The 25998-nt window shown below is 52.2% G+C and carries 23 protein-coding genes; 5 read left to right on the top strand and 18 right to left on the bottom strand.

The features are described from left to right. Positions 1–318: 318 nt before the first annotated feature. A complete protein-coding gene (locus ACJJIO_RS15245; RefSeq protein ID WP_444908972.1) occupies positions 319–1098 on the top strand; it encodes a DUF4886 domain-containing protein in 780 nt (259 codons plus the stop codon). Between the two features lie 135 nt (positions 1099–1233). On the opposite strand, the gene groL is transcribed toward ACJJIO_RS15245, so the two are convergent. From groL to ACJJIO_RS15230, 3 genes are all read right to left on the bottom strand, one after another. Further along, a complete protein-coding gene (gene groL / locus ACJJIO_RS15240) occupies positions 1234–2874 on the bottom strand; it encodes a chaperonin GroEL (RefSeq protein WP_252084967.1) in 1641 nt (546 codons plus the stop codon). A gap of 48 nt (positions 2875–2922) precedes the next feature. Continuing rightward, the gene (locus ACJJIO_RS15235; protein WP_152452204.1) at positions 2923–3216 is read right to left on the bottom strand and encodes a co-chaperone GroES; all 294 of its coding nucleotides are present in this window, start codon (positions 3214–3216) and stop codon (positions 2923–2925) included. 216 nt (positions 3217–3432) lie between these two features. After that, positions 3433–3909, bottom strand: coding sequence for an FxsA family protein (locus ACJJIO_RS15230; RefSeq protein ID WP_444891016.1), 477 nt, complete (start codon positions 3907–3909; stop codon positions 3433–3435). A gap of 141 nt (positions 3910–4050) precedes the next feature. Here ACJJIO_RS15230 and cfa point away from each other — a divergent pair, with 141 nt between their 5' ends. Together cfa and ACJJIO_RS15220 are read left to right on the top strand one after the other, a co-directional pair. Beyond that, entirely contained in the window at positions 4051–5196 is a 1146-nt protein-coding gene (gene cfa / locus ACJJIO_RS15225; RefSeq protein WP_252084965.1) for a cyclopropane fatty acyl phospholipid synthase, read from the top strand. A gap of 201 nt (positions 5197–5397) precedes the next feature. Further along, a complete protein-coding gene (locus ACJJIO_RS15220) occupies positions 5398–6174 on the top strand; it encodes a hypothetical protein (RefSeq protein ID WP_444908971.1) in 777 nt (258 codons plus the stop codon). An 83-nt stretch (positions 6175–6257) separates the two neighbouring features. Here ACJJIO_RS15220 and ACJJIO_RS15215 read toward each other — a convergent pair whose 3' ends face one another. Beyond that, a complete protein-coding gene (locus ACJJIO_RS15215) occupies positions 6258–7019 on the bottom strand; it encodes an SDR family oxidoreductase (protein ID WP_444885765.1) in 762 nt (253 codons plus the stop codon). A gap of 76 nt (positions 7020–7095) precedes the next feature. Next, positions 7096–8067, bottom strand: coding sequence for a DUF481 domain-containing protein (locus ACJJIO_RS15210; RefSeq protein WP_444898843.1), 972 nt, complete (start codon positions 8065–8067; stop codon positions 7096–7098). A gap of 288 nt (positions 8068–8355) precedes the next feature. On the opposite strand from ACJJIO_RS15210, the gene ACJJIO_RS15205 reads away from it, so the two are divergent. Next, positions 8356–8670 (top strand): MGMT family protein, encoded by a 315-nt coding sequence (locus tag ACJJIO_RS15205; RefSeq protein ID WP_252084961.1) that lies wholly within the window; start codon positions 8356–8358, stop codon positions 8668–8670. 42 nt (positions 8671–8712) lie between these two features. Here the strand turns inward: ACJJIO_RS15205 and ACJJIO_RS15200 are convergent, their stop codons facing one another. The 8 genes from ACJJIO_RS15200 to ACJJIO_RS15165 all read right to left on the bottom strand — a co-directional run bounded on the left by ACJJIO_RS15200 (position 8713) and on the right by ACJJIO_RS15165 (position 19080). Next, complete coding sequence (locus ACJJIO_RS15200) at positions 8713–9987, bottom strand: AmpG family muropeptide MFS transporter (protein WP_444908970.1); 1275 nt, start codon at positions 9985–9987, stop codon at positions 8713–8715. Between the two features lie 295 nt (positions 9988–10282). Then, a complete protein-coding gene (locus tag ACJJIO_RS15195; RefSeq protein WP_444908969.1) occupies positions 10283–11638 on the bottom strand; it encodes an AmpG family muropeptide MFS transporter in 1356 nt (451 codons plus the stop codon). Positions 11639–11731: 93 nt separating this feature from the next. After that, positions 11732–12307 (bottom strand): YbhB/YbcL family Raf kinase inhibitor-like protein, encoded by a 576-nt coding sequence (locus ACJJIO_RS15190; protein WP_444885770.1) that lies wholly within the window; start codon positions 12305–12307, stop codon positions 11732–11734. A 17-nt stretch (positions 12308–12324) separates the two neighbouring features. Next, positions 12325–13311 carry a threonine ammonia-lyase gene (locus ACJJIO_RS15185; protein WP_444908968.1) on the bottom strand — a complete coding sequence of 329 codons (987 nt, stop codon included), beginning with the start codon at positions 13309–13311 and terminating at the stop codon, positions 12325–12327. Between the two features lie 95 nt (positions 13312–13406). After that, the gene (locus ACJJIO_RS15180; protein WP_444888297.1) at positions 13407–14843 is read right to left on the bottom strand and encodes an aldehyde dehydrogenase family protein; all 1437 of its coding nucleotides are present in this window, start codon (positions 14841–14843) and stop codon (positions 13407–13409) included. A gap of 164 nt (positions 14844–15007) precedes the next feature. Further along, on the bottom strand, positions 15008–15883 hold the full coding sequence (gene ampE, locus ACJJIO_RS15175; RefSeq protein ID WP_444908967.1) for a regulatory signaling modulator protein AmpE: 876 nt from the start codon (positions 15881–15883) through the stop codon (positions 15008–15010). A gap of 107 nt (positions 15884–15990) precedes the next feature. Then, positions 15991–16551 (bottom strand): 1,6-anhydro-N-acetylmuramyl-L-alanine amidase AmpD, encoded by a 561-nt coding sequence (gene ampD, locus ACJJIO_RS15170; RefSeq protein WP_444908966.1) that lies wholly within the window; start codon positions 16549–16551, stop codon positions 15991–15993. A gap of 168 nt (positions 16552–16719) precedes the next feature. Beyond that, complete coding sequence (locus ACJJIO_RS15165) at positions 16720–19080, bottom strand: DUF1631 domain-containing protein (protein ID WP_444908965.1); 2361 nt, start codon at positions 19078–19080, stop codon at positions 16720–16722. 481 nt (positions 19081–19561) lie between these two features. Here ACJJIO_RS15165 and nadC point away from each other — a divergent pair, with 481 nt between their 5' ends. After that, complete coding sequence (gene nadC, locus ACJJIO_RS15160) at positions 19562–20416, top strand: carboxylating nicotinate-nucleotide diphosphorylase (RefSeq protein ID WP_252084953.1); 855 nt, start codon at positions 19562–19564, stop codon at positions 20414–20416. Between the two features lie 55 nt (positions 20417–20471). On the opposite strand, the gene ACJJIO_RS15155 is transcribed toward nadC, so the two are convergent. The 5 genes from ACJJIO_RS15155 to ccoG form a co-directional block, all read right to left on the bottom strand. Further along, on the bottom strand, positions 20472–21218 hold the full coding sequence (locus tag ACJJIO_RS15155) for a sulfite exporter TauE/SafE family protein (RefSeq protein WP_444888292.1): 747 nt from the start codon (positions 21216–21218) through the stop codon (positions 20472–20474). 6 nt (positions 21219–21224) lie between these two features. After that, positions 21225–21401: a cbb3-type cytochrome oxidase assembly protein CcoS gene (gene ccoS, locus ACJJIO_RS15150; RefSeq protein ID WP_252084951.1), complete on the bottom strand. Its 177-nt coding sequence runs from the start codon at positions 21399–21401 to the stop codon at positions 21225–21227. 16 nt (positions 21402–21417) lie between these two features. Further along, positions 21418–23862, bottom strand: coding sequence for a heavy metal translocating P-type ATPase (locus tag ACJJIO_RS15145; RefSeq protein ID WP_444908964.1), 2445 nt, complete (start codon positions 23860–23862; stop codon positions 21418–21420). Next, a complete protein-coding gene (locus ACJJIO_RS15140; RefSeq protein ID WP_444908963.1) occupies positions 23859–24383 on the bottom strand; it encodes a FixH family protein in 525 nt (174 codons plus the stop codon). Before ACJJIO_RS15140 ends, ACJJIO_RS15145 begins: the two co-directional genes overlap by 4 nt. Positions 24384–24467: 84 nt before the next feature. Next, positions 24468–25886 carry a cytochrome c oxidase accessory protein CcoG gene (gene ccoG, locus ACJJIO_RS15135; protein WP_444891026.1) on the bottom strand — a complete coding sequence of 473 codons (1419 nt, stop codon included), beginning with the start codon at positions 25884–25886 and terminating at the stop codon, positions 24468–24470. Positions 25887–25998: the final 112 nt, after the last annotated feature.

Genomic DNA, 25998 nt, shown 5'->3' with positions numbered 1-25998 from the left:
GAAAGGGAAGTCTAAAAGGGCATGCTAACCCTTTGCTGGACTGAACATTAAATATATGTAATGTTTCTCCTCCAAATTAGTATCAATTACTTATATATCGAGTCCTTGCCGACCTATATCATCATCCTTGTTACAACCAAGAAAGTAATAAACAAAAACAATCAGAGGATTATTTTCAAAAGAAAGGGCTATCTCCTCAATTACCTGTTTCACCAAATAAGGATATAGATCTTAAACACACTGCACAGAAATAAGCCGAGAGTTAACCTAACCTAACCTAACCTAAGCGGCAATTGGCCCATTTGAAAGTCTGAAACAATGAATAAACCCGAAAGTTATTTAAAACTAAAAATACTTTTTCTTATCTCTCTATTAGTAGTAGGAACTTTTTTATTAGTAGCGCAAAAGACGCAAACTGATCAAGAACACCAGAAAATTCTCTCCGTGCTTTTTATCGGCAATAGCTACACTCGCCCGCTTCCTACAATGATCCAGTCAATCGCTGAAATTAATGGGACACAAATCACCTATAGATCCTTAACCCCAGGTGGATGGACCTTGCGAAAACATTCTGAGTCTGAAGAGACATTAGAAGCTATTCATGAGAGAAAATGGGACTATGTAGTGCTTCAGGAACAGAGCCAGCTTCCATCTTTTCCTGAAGAACAGAGACGAAAAGAGATTTACCCTTACGCGAAAAAACTGACGGATGAGGTTCGAAAAGCCGGAGCCACCCCTCTGCTCTTTCTAACCTGGGGACGCAAACATGGAGATATTCAAAATATTCCTGACGATACTCGCAGCAAAATGCAAACTCGTCTGCTAGAAGGCTACCAAAATATGGCTAAATCAATAGTCTCAGAAATCGTTCCAGTCGGCCTTGCGTGGGAGGCAATTCAATCTTTAGATAAAAACATCGACCTTTACACTCATGATGGAAGCCATCCCAACCGTAAGGGTGTCTATCTATCTTCTCTAGTCTTTGCTTTCCATCTAGTAGGCTTATCGCAGTTAAATATTCCTCCCATCACGGGTATTCCCGAAGAAACAGCAGAGTTACTTGCACAACAAGCTAAGGCACTCACATTGAGTCCATAAACTTTTCCCAAGTCTAACCATCATTGGGAATATCCAGGCATGCTTCGACTCGTCACAGCAGCTATCTAGCATTTTGTTCTGGACAAAAAAAAGCCCCGCAATTGCGGGGCTTTTTAGATAGGCTATTAGGCCGGCTTACATCATGCCGCCCATACCGCCCATGCCACCCATACCGCTCATGTCAGGAGCAGCCGGCTTGTCTTCCGGGATCTCAGCAACCATAGCTTCGGTGGTGATCATCAGGCCAGCGATAGAAGCTGCCGCTTGCAGAGCAGAGCGGGTTACTTTAGCTGGGTCCAGGATACCCATTTCCAGCATATCGCCGTACTCGCCGGTAGCAGCGTTGTAACCGAAGTTGCCTTCGCCTTGCTTGATCTTATCAACAACTACAGAAGCTTCATCACCAGCGTTGGCAACGATTTGACGCAGAGGCATTTCCATAGCGCGCAGGGCTGCAGCGATACCGTGGTTCTGGTCTTCGTTGTCGCCAGTTACAGAGATAGCCTGAGTAGCGCGAACCAAAGCGGTACCACCGCCAGGTACTACACCTTCCTCTACTGCAGCGCGGGTAGCGTGCAGAGCGTCTTCTACGCGAGCTTTCTTCTCTTTCATTTCCACTTCAGTAGCGGCGCCTACTTTGATTACTGCAACACCGCCAGCCAGTTTGGCTACGCGCTCTTGCAGCTTCTCTTTGTCGTAGTCGGAAGAGGACTCTTCGATCTGTGCACGGATCTGGCCAACGCGAGCTTCGATGTCTTTAACATCACCAGCGCCATCAACGATTACAGTGTTTTCTTTGGACAGGGTTACGCGCTTAGCAGTACCCAGGTGCTCCAGAGTAGTACCTTCCAGCTCCAGACCAACTTCTTCAGAAATTACGGTGCCGCCAGTCAGGATAGCGATGTCCTGCAGCATGGCTTTACGACGGTCGCCGAAGCCAGGAGCTTTAACAGCAGCAACTTTAACGATGCCGCGCATGCTGTTTACAACCAGAGTTGCCAGCGCTTCGCCTTCTACGTCTTCAGCGATGATCAGCAGCGGCTTGGAAGCCTTAGCTACTTGCTCCAGCAGGGGCAGCAGGTCGCGGATGTTGGAGATTTTCTTGTCTACCAGCAGGATGAAAGGGCTATCCAGCTCAGCAGTCATGTTTTCTTGGTTGGTGATGAAGTAAGGAGACAGGTAGCCGCGGTCGAACTGCATACCTTCTACTACGTCCAGCTCGTTTTCCAGGCCAGAACCTTCTTCAACAGTGATAACGCCTTCTTTGCCCACTTTTTCCATGGCTTCGGCGATGATGGTACCAACGCTCTCGTCGCTGTTAGCGGAGATAGTACCTACCTGAGCGATAGACTTGGTGTCTGCACAAGGAGTGGACAGACCAGCGATGTGGTTGACCGCTGCGGTTACCGCTTTGTCGATACCGCGCTTCAGATCCATCGGGTTAAAGCCAGCGGCTACGGATTTCAGGCCTTCGGTTACGATAGCCTGGGCCAGAACGGTAGCGGTGGTGGTGCCGTCACCGGCAGTGTCAGAAGCTTTGGAAGCAACTTCCTTCACCATCTGCGCGCCCATGTTTTCGAACTTGTCTTTCAGTTCGATTTCTTTTGCTACGGAAACACCGTCTTTGGTTACGGTAGGTGCGCCGAAGGACTTGTCCAGAACTACGTTGCGGCCTTTAGGACCCAGGGTAGTTTTAACGGCGTCTGCCAGGATGTTTACGCCTTTCAGCATTTTCTGACGAGCGTCGTCACCAAAAATTACGTCTTTAGCTGCCATGATTCTTATTCCTCAAATTCTTTTTGCGAGTAAAGTTAAAGGCTTTTCTTAGCCTTCCAACACGCCGTAGATGTCACCTTCGCTCATGATGATCAGCTCTTCGCCGTCCACCTTGAGGGTATTGCTGTCGGCATAGCGACCGAAAACAACAGTGTCACCCACCTTCACAGACAGTGCGCGAACATCGCCATTGTCCAGCTGCTTGCCCTCACCCACGGCTACCACTTCACCTTGGTTCGGCTTTTCTTTGGCAGCACCTGGCAGCACGATACCGCCAGCTGACATCGCTTCTTCTTCCTTACGGCGTACTACGACGCGGTCGTGTAAAGGACGAATTTTCATGGATAAGTTCTCCATTGAGTCGTTTTTTTAAGGTTTTCAACATCGGCGGCACTGGCTTTATGGGCCGGTAACCTCACCCCTCTCTGATTCCCAGAGGCGGGGCTTAATTCTCAGTTGAACCCTATCTATGGGCGCGAGAATGGATTTCAACAGTCTTCAATAAAAAAACTACAAAAGTGCCGGGTGAAGCACAAAATAGTGCACTATTTAACCAGCTCAATCTTTATGATGCTTGTGATCTACCTGATCCATAGGTTTTCGCTCATCCCTAGAAAATTCCCCCTCGATAATATCTGGACCGCGTTGGTTGGGGTCCGAGCTGCGGGGGTCACCAGGCCGCACAATGGTGATATGACGCACCAGTCTCCCCAGTATCAGTTGGCGTAAACCCGGTATCAGGCAAGCAAATCCGATGGCATCGGTGATAAATCCAGGAGTGAGCAACAATGCCCCGCCCACGGCAAGAAAGATTCCTTCAACCATCTCCTGGGCAGGTATATCGCCTGTTCGCATCTTCTCCTGAGCCCGCATTAGGGTCGATATGCCCTGCCGCCGCAACAGGGTTACGCCAACAATAGCGGTTAAAAATACCAATCCAATCGTGGGCAAGGCGCCGATTTCTCTCCCTACGGTGATTAAAACCCACATTTCAAGTACAGGTAGGACTATAAATAGAAGCAGTAATGGGCGCATTGAGGGAATTCCTAATAAACCAGCTCTACGAAGCTGGGACGATCAAGGTTTTTCAATATGCTGAAGTAAATGGAGTGGGGAGGCAAATTATTCAAGGGCGCCTCAATCAACCCACAGCAACTAGGAGAGAGGGAGGCTTTGATGGCAAGCGAGCAGCAGGACACCATAGAAGTGCCGGCCATTGGCCGCAGTCGCCACTTGGTAGACGAAATATTAGCCGAGGCCGACATCCAGGTGAATGGTGATAGGCCCTGGGATATACAAGTCCACCGCGAGGAGGCCCTAGACGAGATTGTCGCTCGTCACAGTATGGGGCTCGGTGAGACTTATATGCGCGGAGATTGGGATGTCCAAGCGCTGGACCAATTTGTGTACAAAATTCTGGAAGCCGACCTTGGCCGCCATGCCAAGACCTGGCGCTATGCTTGGCGCTACCTGCGCAGTTTCTTAATCAACCTGCAAAGCCGTCGTCGCGCCTTCGAGGTTGGTGAGCACCATTACGATCTCGGAAACGAGTTTTATACAGGTATGCTCGATAACCGCCTTACCTATAGTTGCGGTTATTGGAAGGATGCTCAAACCCTGGACGAAGCTCAAGAAGCCAAGCTCGACCTTATCTGCCGTAAGCTGCAGCTAGAACCTGGGATGCGTCTATTGGATATCGGTTGTGGCTGGGGGAGCCTGATCGGCTATGCCGCCCAGAAATACCAGGTAGAGTGTGTCGGAGTAACGATCTCCCGCGAACAAAGAGCCTATGTTTCCGAACGCTATGCCAACCTACCGATTACCGTCTCCCTACAGGATTACCGAATGCTTGATGAGCCTTTCGACCGTATTGCCAGTGTCGGAATGTTTGAACATGTTGGGCGTAAAAATCATCGAGCTTTTATGGAAGTGGCTAAACGCTGCCTAAAGAAAGATGGAACTTTACTGCTCCATACTATCGGTAAAGCAAGACCGGCCAATACCGATCCATGGATTGAAAAATACATTTTCCCCAATGGAGAAATACCGGCTGCAACGCAGATAACCAAGGCAGCCCAAGACCTTCTCACACTTGAAGATCTGCATAACTTTGGGCCTGACTACGATAAAACCCTGATGGCATGGCATAAAAATTTCGAGGAAAATTGGCCGCGCTTTGCCGATCGTTACGGCAGACGCTTTTATCGTATGTGGCGCTATTACCTGTTGTTCTGCGCCGCTACATTTAGAGTTCGCAGAGTACAGCTCTGGCAATGGATGCTCTCAAAAAATAGGGTTGGCGGTGTGGAGAGAATTTGCTAGATCAAGAAATTTTTGATTAAAGACTTCAAATTCTTCCAACATTGAGAGTTCCAAAAGTCTGGGGGAGCAATTGGTAGCAGCGATTAAGCTCTACTTCTATCAAAGCTTCACCCAGACCATTCTCCTGATAATCAAATCCATTAACTATCGCCATTTGCCTGTAAGCCTTATTAATACTTGCTGCCGCCAGGTCTTTACTAAATGCATTATCTATTCACAACCCCTGAAGGACTAAATCTATTTATAGAGGTTCATACGGTTGCAGCCATCATCTTAACGTTCATTACTATCCCATTAACTCTTCTGATGAAGAAGGGCAGCCGTTACCATCGGATCGGTGGTCTCAGCTCATTGTTGATTGCCATTATCTTTTCCATCAGTGCCCTGCTGATGCTATTCAACCCTTATATCATCCCGCATCTCAAGGCAGATATTCCCAAGTACCAGATCGATATTGCCTATGTCTACAATACCCACCCAGACCTTTTATTACTGGGATTGATCAGTATATTCAGCTACTCCATATTTTCTGCTTACAGAATATGGCCGAGAATCAAGCACTCTAATGATGGCAGAATCACTTCCAATATTATCGATTGGGTATTGGCTGCTATAGCTGCCTGGGTCGCGGTCTTCTATTTCCAGGTTTTTCTTTACGACATTGGTAAACACCCCAATTATGCCAACATTTACTTGGCTCCATCCGCGTTAATGCTGTTTTTTGTTGGACTCGATGTCTATACGTTTTTTTTCCGACCACAAATAACAGGCCGACCATGGTGGGCCCTGCATATGTGCAAGATGTTGTATGCCTGGTCGGCACTAATCAAAGGCTTTGTGATGCGGGATTTTCACTTATCTTTAGAGCAAACCGTATTTCACGAAGTGGCATCCATCCTGGCCTGGCTCATTATCTCCTTATTTGTATACCTGTTTTATCGAAAGACTCTCAACACGCGATATGCAAGGAAGAGATAGATAAACCTTAGAGTCATTACTGAAAGGGAAATAAAAAAGGGCGAACAAAGTTCACCCTCTTCTGATCGCGCACTGCTTAATTATTAAATACGTGCACCACCATCGATATCCAGAACTCGACCAGTTAGATAATCATTCTCCAGAATAAACGCCACGGTTGAGGCAATTTCCTCTTGCTCACCCAGGCGTCTCAATGGCACTTGCTTAACCAGACTTTCCAGGATTTCCGGGCGCATCTGTGCAACCATATCAGTGCCAATAAAACCTGGAGCAATTGCAGCTACCCGCACACCGTAGCGAGCCAGTTCACGGGCCCAGGTTACGGTCATAGCGGCAACACCCGCCTTGCTGGCAGAGTAGTTGGTCTGCCCCATATTACCTGCTCGGGAAAGGCTGGAGATATTAACCATCACCCCGCCCTTGCCACTCTCCGCCATAATGCCCGCTGCCGCTCGGCCACAAAGAAAGACACCTGTCAGATTCACATCAATAACAGACTGCCACTGGGCCAGAGACATACGATCGGTAACTTTGCCCTCTTTGCATTTCAACAACATGCCATCGCGCATAATTCCGGCATTATTGATCAGCACCTGCAGGCCACCAAAATCTTCGGCAATTTGCAGGAAGCCCTTATCTACCTCTTCTTCACTGGCAACATTGATAATATAGCTACGAACCTCGGCGCCATGCTTTTCACAAGCGGCAGCGCTCTGCTTGAGGCCTTCCTCATTGACATCAATCAATGCCAGCCGGGCTCCGCGTGCAGCCAGGTATTCCCCCATTGCTCGCCCCAAACCCTGGCCTGCGCCAGTAATCGCCACTATGCTGCCGGCAATCTGCATGATGAACTCCTTATTTTTAAATTTTATTGCTGCTGTGCCTTGGCAACCTTCTTAAAAGCAGGTTGCCAGCAAGATACTACCATTCATAACCGACACCCACGGTTAGCTTGGTATCCTCTTTTTCACTCTCGAGTGATGGTGTGTTGTCGTACTGCCACTGATAGCCGATTTCCATCAATACGCCTTCAACCAATGGCGTGCGTACACCCAATTCGGCATTTGCTTGGTAATCATCGCTATGATCAAAAGACTGTAGGGTTTCCTGGTTAAAGTAAATTTCCGGACCCAGGGAAAATTTATAGCGATAATCTAGCTTAATTCGACCCGCCACATATTGGTCGTCCTGGTCTTCACTCAACTCGGTATCGATAAAATCTTCCTGCAGGCTACTGACACCACCTGCCAGTGAAAATGCAGTCTTGTCTGTATCGTAGAATAGGTAACCAAGACCGAGACCCATAGTGGTCCCCAAATCCAAGTTGCGCGCCTCTTCATGCTCCCACTCAGTGTTTGCCTCGGCAAACCACTTTTCTGCGAAGATCCAGCGCAAGTCATAGGCCAGCTGGTATTTTTCCAGGGCACCATCATCTTCACTATCTTGGTTCTGGTAGAGAGCTCCTATCAGATGATGAAAATCCCCATGACGTACATCCAAATTGAGTTTGGTATCCAGGTCTTTTCGCTCACGGTTACCAGATTCAAAGACACCCCCAGCACTCACGTTGCCTTTGAAAGTTAGTGGGTTACTGACAAAGTGCGGATACGGCTCTGCCCGCTCGACTCCAGGGAAATCAATTAACCAACCATCTCCCTCTGCGCAGTAGACTTCCCACTGCTCCTGCCGGTGCCCCGCCAGGGTACAGGGCTCATCGCGCCCGGCAATCTTCAAGTCAGTATCAACATCCATAGAGACGACTTTGGACTTATCGACTTTGACCTGGCCAAAAGTTTCTGACTTCCAAATTACCTGTTCGCTATCAACCAGCACCAACTCTCCCTGAATACGGTCACCATTCTCAAGGGTGAGCACACCAGCATGGAGTGGCAAAGACGCCAGACAGAGAAGAGTTTGCGTGAAAAACCTAGACAAGCGTGTCGATAGAACCACAGGAGGACCTTAAAGTTTCTGGGTGAACCAACAGTGAAAACCGTTCTAAAAAAACAAAACAAGCTGCAATAATGCCATAACTGTCATTAATCTGGCACGCCGTTACTACCCAACTACCCATGGCAATACATGGGCAAGACTTCTTTAGATGCTCATTTATAGCCTATTCGGCATCAATTGCGGCAAACTGAAGCTAACTTCCGGTAAATGGTTTAGCAGAGAAATTTTGTGAGCAAAGAACAAGCCAGCGATACACTTGCCAGAATATGCCGCGTTCTGGCCTCAATCCCATGTGGCCATGTAGTCACCTATGGGGATCTGGCGGAAATGGCCGGCTTCCCCAGGGCTGCACGACTTGCGGGCCAACAACTGAGGAAGTTACCCAAGGACACTGCTCTTCCTTGGCACAGGGTGATTAATGCCCAGGGCCGTATCTCGCTGCCAGAGCCCGGAGCCTCTCGCCAGCGGGAACGGCTGGAGAGTGAAGGGGTTAGTTTTCTTAAGGGACGGGTAGATATGGCGAAATATCGCTGGAAGCCCTAAATCAGGCATCCTCTGCACAGTCATGGAATGATCTTGCCACTATTAAGCCTCTTCGCCCTCGCCTCGCCAGGGGGCTACGACAAAGAGTAACAGCATCCCCGGCACCGCAAGCGCTGCGCACAACAGGAAGAAGTTGGTCCATCCCATAGACTCTACCAAGTACCCCGTGGAGGCATTGGCAAAAGTTCTGGGCAGGGAGGTCAATGCCGTAAAAAGTGCCAGTTGTGTCGCAGTGTGTAATTTACTGGTTGTTCGAGCAATAAAGGCAATAAACACCGCTGTCCCGAGCCCCACCCCTAAATATTCAAAAGCAATCACCACTGCCAGTAACCAGAGGCTGGGCTTAAAGCCCGGGGCGCCAACCAAGCCTTCATTAGCTTGGGCCAGAATCATAAAGCCGAAGATCGAAACAAGCTGAATAACCCCAAAAATCCACAGGCACTTATTAATACCGATACGTACAATTAACAGACCGCCTAGAAAGCCGCCAATTACCGCCGGCCAAAGTCCAGCATTTTTAGCAACAATACCAATATCCGTATTGGAGTAGCCCATATCCAGGTAGTAAGGTGTCGCCAGGGCTGTTGCCATACTGTCGCCCAGCTTGTAAAGAAACATAAATGCCAATACTAAAATGGCATGCTTAACACCGTTACGACCGAAGAATTCCACAAAAGGCAGGACAATTGCTTCGCGCAAGGACCTAGGCCGCTCCGCCGGGTGTTGCGGCTCAGCTACCATCAAGGTCATAAAAACTGCGATCAGCATAAAAGCTGCCGTCACCCAGAAGACCTGTCCCCAGGCCAGATGATCCGAGAGAATCAAACTGAGAGAGCCCGGCACCAAGCCGGAAATCCGGTATGCGTTGGCATGAAAAGAGTTACCGAGCCCCAACTCCCAGTCCGGTAGAATTTCCCGGCGAAAAGCATCCAGGACAATATCCTGGCTTGCACTAAAGAAGGCTACGCCAAAACACAGGGCCGCTATCGTCCAAATATTAAACTGGGGATTGAACATGCCCAATGCGCCAATAAAAAGGATCAGCAGCAGCTGCATCACCAACATCCACCCCCGGCGGCGCCCCAGTATTGGAAACGCGTAGCGCTCCATAAGCGGCGCCCAGATAAACTTCCAGGTATAGGGCAATCCCAGCAGGGAGAAGATGCCTATCGTCGCCAGGTCCACCCCTTCAGTTCTCAGCCAGGCAGGTACCAGCTGAATCAGCACAAACAGCGGCATCCCCGAGGAAAAGCCGGTGCCGATACAGATCAGCATTCTCCGGTTAAATACCGCTTCCCTGACTGTTTCGTGGGACATAGTTTGTCGCGTTTATTTGTTAACTCTGCAATTGAAAATATGCACTCTCCAATTTACACAGCGATAAACTCAAATGCGGGGGGAGTATTAGCGGCGCACAGGAGAGGTAGTGGTTTCCCCTCCACCAACATAGACACAAGCTGACAAAAATGCTCGGTGACTACCGTCACCCAATGCACAAATAGCTGGTAACCAAAAACGCTAAAGGCCACGTTCAGTGGCCAAAAAGAAAATCGATAAGCCTTCGATAGGAAAAACGAAAAGAGAGGGGGCACCCTATGGCCGCAATAAGCCCTTAACCCGGCTGGGGCTGTTCTTCACTCCAGCCGCGTCTCTCCCGCCGCCAAAAATAGATAGAAAGGAATATGGCCGGCAGCCCCATTAGTGCCGCATAAATAAAGAACTGGGCGTAGCCCTGAGCATCCACCACGATACCGGAGAAGCCACTGATAAATTTACCCGGCAGTGTCATGAGTGAGCTGAACAGTGCATATTGGGTGGCTGTATAGGCCTTATTGGCCAGGCTGGAAAGGTAAGCAACGAGCACAGCATTAGCCATACCACCACTGATATTGTCGGCACTAATCACCAGCGCGAGCCATGCCTTGTCCGGTCCTATCAGTGCAAGCTGAGCAAACAAGAGATTGGTACACGCCACCATCACTGCACCGAGTATTAATGGGCGCAGCACACCATAGCGAACAACTAAAACCCCGCCGAGAAAAGAACCGATAATGGTACAGAAAAACCCAAATAGTTTACTGATTTCCGCGATTTCAGTCTTGGTGAACCCCAAATCCAGATAAAACGGATTCGCCATTATCCCCATCGCAATATCGCTGAGACGGAAAATACCGATAAAAACCAATAAAACGAGGGCAAAGCGACCATTGCGCTGAAAGAATTCAACAAAAGGGCACACTACAGCTCGAATAAACCACTGTTTCAGGCGGCCGTGCTCCCCCTTCCCCAACAGGCGTTCTTCCCACTCACTTTGCAGCTTATCTGCCTCTTTGTTCACCTTGCTGTGATCAGGCTCGGAGACTAGCAAGCATGTAATCACCCCCACCCCCATGAGGGCTGCCATCACAAGATAAGCACCTGACCAGCTGAAAGCATCCGCAATAAATAACGCCCCGGCTCCGGCAATCAGCATTGCGACTCGGTAACCGAATACGTAGTTAGCCGCCATAGCACCCTGGTAATCTTCATCCATGGCCTCTATTCGGTATGCGTCAATTGCCACATCCTGCGAAGCCGAACAGAAGGCAACCCATAAAGCGAGCAGGGCTACTTCCATCAGTGATTGCTGCGGGTTAACGCTGGCCATACCCACTAGCCCGATAGCAATCCCCACTTGAGATACCAACATCCAACCGCGGCGTTTACCCAACTTATCAGTGAAAAAAGGCAATCGTAGTTGGTCAATAATTGGGGCCCAAAGCACTTTTATCGAAAAGGTAATTCCCACCCAAGCGAAGAAACCAATAGCTGTGCGGCTTACACCAAAATCTCTCAGCCAGGCGGTCAGGGTAGAGAAGACCAATAAGAGCGGAAGGCCGGCAGAAAAGCCAAGAAAAAACATGGTGAGTACACGAGGCTTAAGGTAAGCACCGAGGGCTTGCCCCCATGTCAGTTGCTGCTGCGACATATTCAACCTTTCCCCTTAAACCCCATAATTGGCCTTGGTAAAATAATGCGGGCAACTAGCCCGCACTTGGCCATCAATTTAGAACTGATGCGCTCAGTGGCCCCACAGAACCTCGAGCTCGGCCTCCGCCAATTTATTGGCATTTACATTGAAACCCACTTTAGCGGGGGAAGAGTTCTCATCCAATGGCAGCGAGTCTACTTTCAGGGCATAGACTCGAAAACGGTAGCGATGATCGCCGTGCCCCTTTGGTGGACAGGCGCCACCATAACCGGGGTTGCCGTAATCATTGCGCCCCTGAACGGCCTCTGGTACCAAACCATTTTTCAGGTCGCCCGCGCCTTCTGGCAAACTGGTTACCTCAGCGGGAATATTGAACATCACCCAGTGCCACCAGCCACTGCCAGTTGGCGCATCGGGGTCGTAAACCATTACCGCATAGCTTTTAGTTCCTTCAGGAGCACCGCTCCAGCTCAGTTCGGGGGAGAGGTTTTCTCCACCACATCCACTGTACACATGAGCCAGCGGCATTTTGCCACCGGGTTTTAATGAGCTGGAAGTGAGCGTCAGCTGCCCAGCTTGTGCAGCCATTGCCGCCAGGAAAAGGGCCGATGCCACCAGGCCCGCTCTGAGTTTGCAGTAAATAAAGCGGCCAAATCCTAAATTCATATTCAATCGTCCTGTAGTTATTTTTCTGCTTCGGCCAACAAGCTTGAAGCCCGGTCCAAATCCATATTGCCGCCGGTGAGGACAATCGCAACATTCTTATTGCGAAAGCGCGCGCTGTGCTCTAGCACAGCCGCCAGGCCAACTGCCGCAGAGGGCTCAACCAATTGCTTGGTACGCGTCCACAACAGCTCCATTGCCCGCACGATACCATTTTCTGAAACTGTCACAATATCTCGCACCGTGCGCCGAATTACAGAGTAATTTCTGCGCCCCAGTGTGGTGCGCAGGCCATCTGCGATAGTTTGCGGCTGCTGGGTGGTGACATGCACACCACCACGTAGTGATCTCTGAGCGTCATCTGCGCCAGCGGGTTCCGCACCAATTACCAAGACATCTGGTGCCAGGGCTGCCATGGCCAAACCAATTCCGGCGAGTAGCCCCCCGCCCCCCACGGGTGCCAGGAGTACATCCGGAGTAAAACCCTGATCGCGGCATTGCTGCACCACTTCCAGGGCAACAGTACCCTGCCCGGCGATAATACGACTATCGTCAAAAGGCGGAACCACATGGGCCCCCGTCTCCTCTACTACGGTTTGCAGTGCGGCCTCGCGCTCCGATTGGGTAGGACCACAAATAATTATTTGTGCGCCATAACTCTGTACAGCCTCACGCTTAGCTCTGGGCGCCGTCTCGGGCATCACCACAATGCAGGGTAGGCCCCTCTCAGCAGCAGCCCAGGCCAAAGCAGCACCATGATTTCCCGAGGAGTGAGTCGCTACCACTTCAGTTCCAGCAGGCAGGTTGGCAAGAGCATTGGTGGCACCGCGGGCTTTGAAGGCACCTACTTTCTGTAGATGTTCACACTTAAACCAGAGGTTAGCGCCCCCCACTTGGTCGAGTAATTGGGAGCGAATTAGCGGTGTTCGGTGGACAGAGTCAGCAATGGTTTGCGCGGCACAAAAAACATCCGCACTGGTGGGTAGGTCATTACGATCCGAGGGCATAGCATTTTTATCTAAATAATTTTTGCTGAATGTACCAATTCAGCCCCCCAAAAAACCAGTAAAATCCCCGCTGCTGGTCACACTTCTCAGTATTTCTACTTCTGCAGCATTCTCAACAAACTGAATTTGCGTTTGCTGTAAGGGGCGTAACGTAAATTAACATCCAAAATATTTTTGCGCTTCATTACCGCTTTATAGTGGCTAAAAGTTTTAAAGCCATGTTCACCGTGATAACAACCCATACCGCTGGCTCCCACCCCACCAAATGGTAGATCTTGGGCCAGCATAAACATCATGCAGTCATTCACACAGGCGTTACCGGAGCTGCAGCTGGAAAGAATCCGCTCGGCCAAGCTATCGCTTTTAGTAAAAATATACAGTGCCAGCGGTTTTTCCCGCTGATTGACAAATCCCTCCACTTTTCCGAAGTCATCCAGTTCGACCACCGGCAGGATTGGCCCGAAGATCTCATCCTGCATCACTGAAGCTTCGAGATCGACGCAGCGCATCAGTGTCGGCGCTATATAGCGGTTGTCGGCATCTACCTCACCGCCATAAATAACATCTCCACCACTGAGAAGATCCGCCAGGCGCAGGGTATGCCGGCTATTGACGATACGTCCGTAGTCCGAGCTCTTTTGCGGGTCCTCTCCGAACATTTTTGTCACCGCCTGCTGAATAGCAGGCACCAGGAGATCGGCGGTGTGACGGGTGCACAGCACATAATCCGGTGCGATACAGGTCTGCCCTGCATTGGTAAACTTTCCCCAAGCAATGCGGCGGGCGGCGAGTTCAATATCGGCATCGTCAGCCACAATACAGGGGCTCTTGCCCCCCAGCTCCAATGTAACCGGCGTCAGGTGCTCAACTGCAGCCGCCATAACAATCCTGCCGACTCTAGCACCACCGGTGTACATAATATGATCCCAGCGCTGCTCCAGTAACTTAGAGGTCTCGGCCGCAGCGCCTTCAACACAGGCAAAAGCGTCGTGATCGAGGTAACGTGGCAGCAGTTCAGCAATCAATTGGGAGGTACTGGGAGCCAGCTCCGAGGGTTTCACTACTGCGCAGTTACCCGCAGCAATCGCGGGAACCAATGGCGATAACAACAACTGCAAAGGGTAATTCCAGGCACCAATAATCAGAACCACCCCAAGCGGTTCCGGCTGGATGTAACTGTTTGCGGGCTGGGTCAAAAGTGGTGAGGATACTTTGCGAGGGCGAACCCAGCGCTTCAAGTGTTTCAGAGTATGTTCGATATCAGCGTAGAGGAAAGCAATCTCGGTCAGATAAGCTTCTTGTGGCGCCTTATGTAAATCTTCACCCAGGGCCTGAATAAAGCGGGTTTCATTTTCACTGAGCATCTTGCGCAGTTGATTCAACTGCCGGCGTCTCCAGCTCAGTTCCACAGTGGCACCACTACGGAAATAAGCCCTGAGGCCAGCAACCAAAGCTGCGGTATTGCCACCACTTGCCACACTGAGATCTGACAGCATTTGTGCTTCCAGTAATGAAACCTTCAACCCCTGCATCCTCCACTAAGTATATGTCGCCCGCAGCCAGGCAAAGAACCTGGATTTTGTAGCGGGCGCAATCTTCTTGGATACTGGTGTTAAGTCAAGTAACTGTTAGCAAATTAATCCCACTTTATAATTTTTTGTGGAACTTTGATCCCAGTGGGTGCGAGTGTTCACATTTAGAAAAACAAGACAGTAAGTGCCAGTGCGGTAATCCACAGCAGTAGGGACCTGGATAGTAACGCCTGCAAACCTTCGATCTCCGCACCACTCTGGCGCTGGATATGGGAGAGATCTGCAGAGGCACTGCACTCACTGGCATCAATCCCTCCCAGGGCCCCCTCCAAATAGGATTCGAGAACCTGATCAGTATCCCGTTCCCGGCACATCAGGCACTGCCTCCAGGCCCTGTAACAGCCGGCAAAGTTACCGACAATGGCAAAACTTAGCCCCATCAACCTTACTGGCACCCACTCCAGCAACCACAGCCAGCGCGCGGCCAAAGCCTCCCGTTCGGTTCCCCGAGCACGCTCCGCGTAAAGAGCGCTCAGGCGAAACAGCAGCGCTCCCGGAATACCCAGCAGGATAAACCAAAACAAAACGGCAAAAAGTCGCTCGAAAGCGGAATAGGCCGCTCCGCGAAATACCTGCTCATGCAAACGTCCGCCCTCGGCGGCACTCTCGTGAATTTCCCGCAACAGGGGGCGTGCCGCTTCGGCGGCCCCGTTAAAATCACCCCGATACCAGTTGCGCAGATAAGCACTCAAAGTCTCATTAAAATTTCCACGTCCCAGGCAATAGAGCAGTAGAGGGACCCCTAGCAAAAGCCCCCCCAAAGCCCCAGCGGAAGATTGGGCAAAAGCCATTGCCAGCGCCGCCATCAGAACCGGCGGCAGGACGCTAAATCCGAGTAGCAAGCCTTCTTTTCCCTGCAGCGGGGAAAGCCCCTCGATGTGGGTACTCCAGCGATCGAACCAGTGATCGCGATGTAAAGGCGCGCCCGATCCCCAAATTTGTACCAAACCCAAGGTCAATAGAATAATCAGCAAGGTCATAACGTTGCCGTGATAGTGCTAAAGAAATTCAGTTACCGGCACAAAAGTGCCGAGATTCGATTGTAAGACTCTAATTAATAAATATGTGCCAATAATACCGCTCACAATTACTCGGCGCCTTTTTTTACGTCCCCCAGATAACGCTGCCAGTCAAAGCCTGGGCCCGGATCTAATTTGCGCCCAGGAGCTATATCAGAATGCCCGGTAATTTTATCGACTCCTATCCCTGGATAAGCCTGCATAATCGCTCGGGTAACTTCTGCCAGCGCCAGATACTGAGCATCGGTATAAATATCCGTATCCAGGCCCTCCAGCTCAATACCAATGGAAAAATCATTGCAGTTGCTGCGCCCCCTAAACTCCGACTTGCCCGCGTGCCAGGCTCGCCGGTCCAAAGGCACATATTGAGTGACGATGCCGTCGCGATCGATAAGCAAGTGGGCAGAAACCTGTAAAGCGGCAATTTCCGTGAAGTAAGGGTGGGCATCAATGTCCAACTGCCCAAGGAAAAACGTATCAATATAGGGGCCACCGTACTGACCTGGGGGCAGGCTTATGCTGTGAATCACCAGTAGGTCTACAGGGCAGTTATCCGGCCGGCTGTTGCAGTGTGGGCTGGGAACACGACGCGCCCCTGATAACCAGCCGGAATCCACTTGATATTTCAATCTGCGATCTCCGCTCCAAAAAAACTACCAACCCGAGTAGCCCGGGATTTCAGCAGTAACCATTTTATGGAAGCGTTGATCGATATGCCAATCCGTTTGGAACTGTCTGACGACAGAAGTGGAAACCCGGTCTAGACTGCCGGGTATATGAAATTGCCTTTTTATTCCCTAACGCTGTTCACTGCGTTTTTTACGTACATTACCGATTACTGACTGCAAGGCGCGCTCGAACAGCATGCCGTCATCTAGGGGTAACAACTGTGCTGAGCGCAGGGCATGGGCCAGTTCCAGGCGGGCAAATTCCGCTACTTTGGCACCATTGCGATTTACAAAAATAAACTGGTCGATATCCCGGATCACCGCCGCCAAACGGCAGCGGAACTGTTCCTCTTCGGATCGCTTCAGCTCGAACCAGCTACCCTGAGCCAGGCGGAAGGTCATCTGCCAGTGGGGATCGTCTTCATCGAGTTGTGCCAGTCCCTGCTGCTCCTCAGTAACCGGGGCGACTTCAGCTTGGGCCACCGCCTGCTCTATCTCCTCCATAGGCGGCAGAGCAACTTCCTCTTTGGCTTCGGCACTATCAACCGCTACCCGATCCTCAGCCAAGGCCACTTCAGCTTCTGGCGATTCTGCAACTACTTCAATCTTGGCTGTTTCAGCCGGTGTTTCCGCCACCACTTCTACGGCAGTAGCCGCTTGGACTTCCCTGGCTACCTGCTCTTTGACTAAGCGCTCGCGCTCCTCTGTTAAGCGTTGTGCCAAGGCGAAGCGCTCGCGATAAATTTCCTTAAGGCCAGCAAACAGATTACGGGCCTCAAAGGCATTGTAGGAAAGCGCCTCGATACCTTCCCTCAGGCGCTCCTGCAAAGTTGGCAGAAGGCTCAAAAGCTGCTTGCGTGCTTCCGGCATCGGCGCCTGCACACTCCAGACCAGGTCTCGAGCGGTGCGCACATCGCGACTCCAGGCCTCACTGTCAGTACCCTCTTTAACGCAGGTGAGGAATAAAACGTTATTCCAAACCTTATTGAGCCAGTCCTGCACAACCGGCGGCAGATCGCGCTCCGCCACCAACGCATCCATAACAGCAGCAACGCGCGCTCGTGCGGCCTGGGTTTTTGCACGGCCATCGGCCTCATCCACCACTCGGCGTTCTAGCATCTCGGCGCGTTTGCGCTCACGGGCTATAAATTCACGCAGGGACTCCAACAAGGATGAAAAGATATGAATATCCTGATCAAACTCATTCAGGGCGCGCTCAACAATCTGGGAGATTTCCCGGTAAAGAGGGTCGGACTCATAGTTTTCCGGAGCCTGCCAACCCGTGGCTGCATCGGCGAGTTCGTTGAGCAGCTTACGTGCGGGGTGCCCCCCTTTACTAAAGAATGATTTATCGGCGATAGCCACCTTTAGCAAGGGCAGCTGTAAACGACCCAACAAGGATTTAATGGGCGTTGCCAGGCTGCGATCTTCCAGGATAAAGGAGAACAGCATCTCCACCAGCTTGATAACATCACTGTCCACTTTCGCCAGCGATGCCGCTTGGTTTGCCTCTACCAAACGCTGCTGTAATAGCTCACCCACATTGAGCAATTGGGCCGTACCACCGCCCTGGTAATGAGCTCCGCTCTGTAAGGCGCCCAGGTGGCTGAGCAGATCTCCCGCCGGCATGGGGGTCATACCAGCTGTAGCAGGTACTAGGCCCGGAGCAAAGTGGCCGCTAACTGGAACGCCTGAAGCAACCGGCCCCTGCCCCTCAGCCGCAGCATGGCCAGTACCCACCGTAGTCTGGGCATCACCTGACACCGGCGTAGAATGTGCAGGCCGTTGGCGCGCCGCACGCTGTTGCTCCCTCAGAGAAGGCAATACTCCCTGCTCCACCAACAACTGGTTACAAAAATCATAAAACCCCCGCAGCTGTTGCATAACAAGCTGCTCAAACTTTTTCAGCAGGGTGAGGCGGGCGCGAATATGTAGATCGAGGGGCTGGATTGCCTCCACAAAGGCGTCGCAAATAACATCGGGCCCCAAGGGGTTGTTCTTGTCGTAAATCTTAACCGAATAAAGGGTATCCAGGCGCAGACACAATTCCGTTAAAGGTTCTGCAAAATCGCGTTTTGCAGAAGCCACCATGGTATCTGCAGCCACCAACTGCTCTAGATCATCGTTGTGGACCAGTGACAGGTTATCTGGAGCAAAGCTGGGTGTGTCCTGAGCCTCCTGGCGAATCTGAAAAGCCTGTTGGACATTGCCGATGAAGTTTTCTGCAATATTGCGGCGCTCAACCCGCAACAGGCGCAAGGCTTGGAACAATCCATCTTGCTCTTCCTGGCCATGGGCACGCTCGGCCATGGCAAAAAGTGAGTCATCCACTTTGCCAAACAGTGACTTGACCCGCTCGAATAACTCGGCGCAAGCCTTCTCCTTCAACATTGCAACGGCCGATGGAAGCACCATGGCTTTACCTGCAAGCACCGTAGATCGCTCTGCGCTTTTCTCTGAAAGGGAAACTACCTTGCTGGATTCACTCATTTCCAAGAGGTCCTTCAAATACCATCCGGCTATTACGTATTTGCTGGCTTAAATCTTGTTGGCCGCACAAGTCGCGGTAAATAACCAAGCCTTACTTTTTACCCACACCACTTCTATCAATCAGTGGAAACAGGTTGGGATGCACACCGCCACCACTAATTGAAATTAATCGACATTTTGCTTGAAAAAAACCAATAACCTCTTGATTTTGCTCAGATTTCAAGCTTTTTAATGCAGGTAAATTGAATAGTGAAGACAGGGATAACGTGCGCCTACGCCGATACCCATCCGCCTTGGATTTTACCCATGATAACTGCCCTATTGACACAGTTTCGCGACACATTTGAGACACTTGTCACAGCGAAATGTTGGGGCAGCTGCTATCGGGAAAAATACATGCAAGGAGTGGCATGGACCCCCAGGCAATCCAAATCCCATGGGTTTTGGTAAACTGCCCGCGCGTTTATTTCGAGGTTTGCCAATGCACCCTAAAGACTCCACCATCCCAAACATCATGACCGACCTGCAAAGGGCTGTGCGAACGGCACTGGAGGAGGATATTGGCGATGGCGATATCACCGCCCAGCTGATCCCCGCTGATCGCAGTGCCCGCGCCCGCGTGATCACCCGCGAGGACTGCACCCTGAGCGGGCGCGCCTGGGTTGAGGAGATCTTTCGACAACTGGATCCCGACCTGCAATTAACCTGGCATTTTACCGATGGCGATAGGGTTTCCGCCAATAGCGTGATTTTTGAACTCGAGGGCAATGCCCGCACAATTCTCACCGGCGAGCGCACCGCGCTTAACTTTCTGCAGACCCTGTCCGGCACAGCAACCACTGCCGCAGAGTTCGCCGCACGCGCCACCGGTACCGAGGTGAAAATCCTCGACACCCGCAAAACCATTCCCGGCCTGCGCAGCGCGCAAAAATATGCCGTACTGTGCGGCGGCTGCCACAATCACCGCATCGGCCTCTACGACGCTTTTCTTATCAAGGAAAATCATATCGCCGCTGCCGGTGGTATCGACAAGGCCGTAGCCCAGGCGAGAACGATCAAACCGGAGGCACTGGTAGAGGTTGAGGTGGAAACTCTCGAAGAACTCCAGCAAGCGCTAGATAGCGGTGCAGATGTAATAATGCTCGATGAATTCAACGATGCGGACACCCGCAGTGCTCTGGATATGGCCAAGGGGCGCGCGAGAATTGAAATTTCTGGCAGTGTAGATCGGGAGCGAATCGCACAGCTGGCGGAACTGGAGGTCGACTACATATCCTCTGGCAGTTTGACCAAGCACCTGCGTGCTGTCGACCTATCGCTGCGTATCGAATTTTAGATTTGAAGGGGCACAGTGCTGCTATTGCCGTGCCCCACAAGCCCGCCAACAACAATCAGTGATGATGGTGGTGGCTTTCTTCCTGTGACTTCTCCTCAACAGATTCCACAGCATTCATAGCACCGTGATTGCTGTGATCTCCGTGCCCCCCATGACCGAGAGCGCCCCACAATGTCCAAAAGCCAAACAGCATAATCGCGGCGGCAAACCCCAGGCGCACCCCTGGCTTCTGCACGAAATTACGCACCTGTACGGCGGCGGCGCCAGTGGCCAACATGGCCGGCAAGGTGCCTAGGCCGAAAGCAAGCATCGCCAACGCCGAGCGTTCCGCACTGCCCTGGGCCAAAGCAAAAGTCAGGGCGCTGTAGACTAAACCGCAGGGCAACCAACCCCACAGAGAACCCAGTGCAATAGCCTGTCCCGCGGAGCGCACCGGCAACAACTTAGCGGAAAGCGGCTGAACATAGCGCCAGAGATAGCTACCGCCCTTCTCAAGCCACACCAGGCCGCGCCAGATGCCCGCTACATAGAGCGCCATCACAATCAACATTATTCCTGCAGCAAACCGCAAGGGTGTCAGTGCTGGAATGACGGCAGCCCCCAGGGCACCGGCCAGGCCACCCATCAATGTGTAACTGGCAACGCGCCCCAACTGGTAGGAACCCAGTTGCACCCAGGCGGTCTGCCTACCTGGCACCGCCATGCCCAGTGCCCCAGAAATCCCTCCACACATACCAATACAGTGACTACTGCCGAGAAAACCGATGGCGAGCGCAGCCGCCAAAAATCCCCAATCCCCCACGAACTACTACTCCTTTTCCTCAGTCTTTGTGGATGATGCCTGCAGATCATCTTCAAACAAGATTCGTCGTCCCTCCGTCTCCAGATCGTCATATTGGCCGTTATTTACGGCCCAGAAGAAGACTTTTATGGCGAGAGCAACAAATACCACCGCAATAGGAATCAGGAAATAGAGACTGTCCACGCTTCACTCCTCTGTATTAATCCGCCAATCTGGGGCGAATATTGGGCTCTACACGGGTGGTGTCCTCTGTAGAAGGTGCGGCTCGAGACAAGCGCAGTGCATTGATAACCACAACCAGAGAGCTCAGAGACATACCAATAGCGGCAGCCCATGGAGGCACCAGGCCGCACACCGCCAGGGGCAGTGCTATGACGTTATACCCCAGGGCCCAGGCCAGATTTTGACGTACCACCCGGCGACACTTACGCGCCAGAGCGATAGACTGCGCCAACACTCGCAGATCACCGTTGAGCAGAATCGCATCCGCGCGGGATTGGGCCAGGTCAGCGGCAGACATCATCGCCACCGACGCGTCAGCACCTGACAATACCGGCACATCATTGAGACCATCACCCACCATCAGGACTTTCTCCCCCGCATCCTGCCGCTGCTTCATATGGGAGAGCTTGTCTTCGGGCGATGCACCAGCGCGGAAACCTTCAATGCCCGCCTGGGCAGCCAACCGTTTTACTTCAGCGGATTGGTCGCCGCTCAACAATTCAACTGACAGGCCCATTTGGCCCAGCTGCTCAACCGCCTGTGCGGCGGAGTCCCGCAATTTATCGCCAAGCGCGATCCAGGCGATAGCGCCAATATCATCGGCCAGCAACAGCCACTGCCCCTCTCCCTGTGGAGCCGCAATAGATTGCGTGATGGCAAAATCGGCACGGCCCAGGCGGTAGCGGTTGCCCTCTATCTGCCCCTCCAGGCCGCAGCCTGTATGTACCTTGAGCTGGCTTGCAGTCAGGTTGCCACGCCAGGCACGAAATGCCCGCGCCAGTGGATGGTGAGTTTGGGACTCGAGTGCTGCAGCCACATCTTTGACTTTCTGTTTGGTCCAGCCATCACGCAGTAAATCAATATGCAGGATGCGCGGCTCACCACGGGTCAAGGTACCGGTTTTATCGAACACCACACGACTGATGCGGGGCAAGGTCTCTAAAAGACTGCCGCCAGCAACCAACAAGCCCAGCTCCTGCAGACGCAGAGTTGCTGAGGCCAATGCCGCAGGTGTCGCCAAAGACAAAGCACAGGGACAGGTCACCACCAACACGGATAAGGCCACCCAAAATGCCCTACTTGGGTCCAGTTGCCACCAGACCGCGAAAGCACTCAGGGCTGCAACCAGTACGACTCCGACAAAAATGCCGGCAACCCGATCCGCCAGGGCTACCTGAGCTGGTTTCTCCAGCTGGGCGCGCTCCACAAGACGCTCAATCGCCGACAAGCGCGTGGATTTTCCGGCGGCGGTGACACGCACGGTAAGACTGGAATCGCCGTTGACGCTGCCTGCATACACAGGACTGCCCACGGTCTTTTGCTGTAGCGCAGATTCACCACTGAGTAGCGATTCATCTACGCCACTCTCACCTTCGAGTACCTCACCATCAGCGGGAATCGTATCGCCGGGGCGCAGTAAAATCCGATCGCCAGCCGCCAGGGCTGCTACGGGGACGTGGGCAATCTCAGTGCCGTCATACCTTGCCGCGGTCATGGGCAACAGCTGCGCGAGCCCACCGCTGGCTAGCCCCGCTCGGTGGCGCGCGCGCATCTCAACAGTGCGCCCCAACAGCAAAAAGAAGGTAAACATGGAGATGGATTCAAAATATACCTCGCCGGTACCGAATACGGTGGCATAGAAACTGGCCCCATAGGCCAGGCCAATAGCGAGGGAAACCGGCACATCCATACTCAAGTGGCGCGTGCGCAGACTGCGCAGGGCCGCGCTAAAGAAAGGCCGCGCAGCATAGAACACTACAGGAGTGGCTACCAGCAGAGAGACCCAGCGGAAGTAACGTTCGAACTCACCCACATCACCGCTGCCGGCACCAAAATAGAGGGCGATGGCGAACATCATCACCTGCATGGTACCGAGACCAGCGACCCCGAGGCGGCGCAGGGCAGCGCGATGCTCACTCTGGATCACACTTTCACGATTGGCAGCAGTCGCCGGCGCAGGGCGGTAGCCGATCTGCTCCAGGGCCTCAAACAGGGCGCTGGGTTGAATCTGCTCTGGATCGAAAACAATTTGCGCGCGCTGGGTACTGGCGTTGACCGAGACTTTCTCGATACCGGCCAATTGCCCCAGATGTTTTTCTATCAACCAGACACAGGCGGCACAAGTAATACCACCGATCAGCAGCGCCGCCATTTGGCGCCCGCCGTCCCAGTCGTGCACAAACTGCTGCTGCACTTCGGGAAGATCATAAGCACTCCAGCGATCCTGTGGCTGGTTCTGCTCCGGGCGATCACTTTGTTTTTCCCGATAACGGTAAAAACCGTCCAATCCCCCGGAGACAATTGCACTCGCCACGGCCTCACATCCCGGGCAGCACATGCTGCGCGGGACACCTTCGATCACAACTGAGTGATTACTGCCAGCGGGAACCGGTAGACCACAGTGATAACAGGGTGACTTCATTGACTGCCGGGATTCATGGGCGCCGCGTTGCCCAGGTCGAAGTTGATCTCGCCTTTCAAACGCCACTCGGCTTGCTGATGTGCACTTGGGTCAAGTTCAGGCATCAGACGCAGGTACCAGCGGCTTTTTAAGGCGCCCGGTACTTCACCGGAATAGCGCCCCACAGAGAGCTGTGACAACTCGATATGCTGGTCCAGATCCTCTTCCACCGGGTGGCTCAGAGTGAGCAGCAGTTTTTCCGGGTAGTCGGTATTGCCATTCAATTCGACAGTAACGCCACCTTCAGTGCGCTGGAACTGCACCAAAGCCGCCAGCCCCAGAGCCTTGGCACGCTGGTCTTGCTCCGCGGAAAAATGGTACATGCGGCTGTCTTTGTAGTAGGTATCGCTGACCTGATCATCAGCAAAACGCACGGCAATGGAGACCGTAATAGAGGAGACTACAACCACCGTAATCAACGGTGCCAAGACCATCCAGGCCCAGAATTCCCGATACCAGGGTTTCGACGTTGGTTCATTCATCGCGTTACCAAAATTACCGTTTTGTGCAGAAAAGCAGAGCCCGCCTGAGCGGGCCCGTACTTTGCAACGGGAACGGCTTCCCGTCTACTGCTTGGGACCAATAAATACCGCTCGATGCTTATTGACCAGCTCCGGGTCATCGACAGCCTGCACCACGATATCAATATCGTGCTTGGTGTCCTTTAGCTGGGTCTCGGGCACACTCACCCGAATCGGTACCGGATAGATCTCCCCGGCCTTCAGGTAAATATTGCGCGGTTTGCGCACCGAATAATCATAATTCGGATTGCCCTCAACACGGATCGTGAACTCATGAGCTGCCTGATCCATATTGCTGATCTTCACGGTATACACATTCTGCACCAACCCTTGTGAAACCCGATACATACGGGCACCGCGGTCACGGGTGACTTCCGCCTCGATAGGACTGCGAGTTGCCACCTGATGCGAAAACAATCCTATCATGGCCAGCAAAACGACTGCGTAGCCAAACAGTCGCGGACGCAAAAAGTTCGTCTTGCCAGTCTGCAGCTCGTCTTCAGAAGTGAAGCGAATTAAGCCCTGCTCATAGCCCATCTTATCCATGACGCTGTTACAAGCATCGACACAGAGGCCGCAGTTGATACACTCAAACTGCAAGCCATCGCGAATGTCGATATCCACCGGGCAAACCTGCACACACCAATAGCAATCGATACAGTCACCCATACCTTCGGCTTTGTAGTCCACGTTCTTTTTGCGCGGCCCGCGAGTCTCACCACGCTTGGCATCGTAGTAAACCGCAAGGGTATCCTCGTCGTACATCACCGACTGGAAGCGTGCGTAGGGGCACATGTATTTACATACCTGTTCCCGCAAGAAGCCCGCGTTCATGTAAGTGGCAAAGGTAAAGAAAGCTACCCAGAAGACACCTTGCGGATGAGCTTGGAAGGTGGCGAGGTCTACAACCAACTCACGAATGCCATAGAAGTAGCCTACGAAAGCCAAGGCTGTAGCCAGAGAAATCAACAGCCATAAAGCGTGCGTGCCGCCCTTGCGCAGAACCTTTTCCACGTTCCACGGGGCCTTATCCAGCTTCATGCGCTTGTTTCGATCACCCTCGCAGATACGCTCCGCCCACATAAACATCATGGTCCATACGGTCTGAGGGCAAGTGAAGCCACACCAGACCCGCCCCATCCAGGTGGTAACAGCAAACAGGGCGAAGGCGGCAATAATCAGCAGCCAAGCCAGTAGGAAGCCGTCCTGGGGGCCAAAGGTTGTCCAGAAAATATGGAATTGTCGGGTGGGGAGATCAAAAAAGACTGACTGGCGCCCGTCGATATTGATCCAGGGAAGAAAGAAGAAGGCCAGCAATAACGGCAGGCCGGTATATTTGCGGATACGGGTGAAAACACCCTTGATATGTCGGATATAAATTTTATCGTCCGACTCATACAGCATGCGATAGCGAACCTCGCCATCACCTTCCTGTTCCTCACGGGTTGGAATTAAATCACTCACACAAACCTCACTCTCGCACGGACACATCTTGTACGCGGGCCAGGTAGCCACTTATTTTGAGGCTTTTTTCTCCGTCCCTGCAGCGCCCGGAGTCCCTTGAAAAAACAAGGCC

It is taken from the genome of Microbulbifer mixtoriginis (SeqCode) (genome assembly GCF_052467235.1).
Note: the sequence above shows the minus strand (reverse complement) of the source record. Positions and strands in the feature narration are given on the sequence as shown.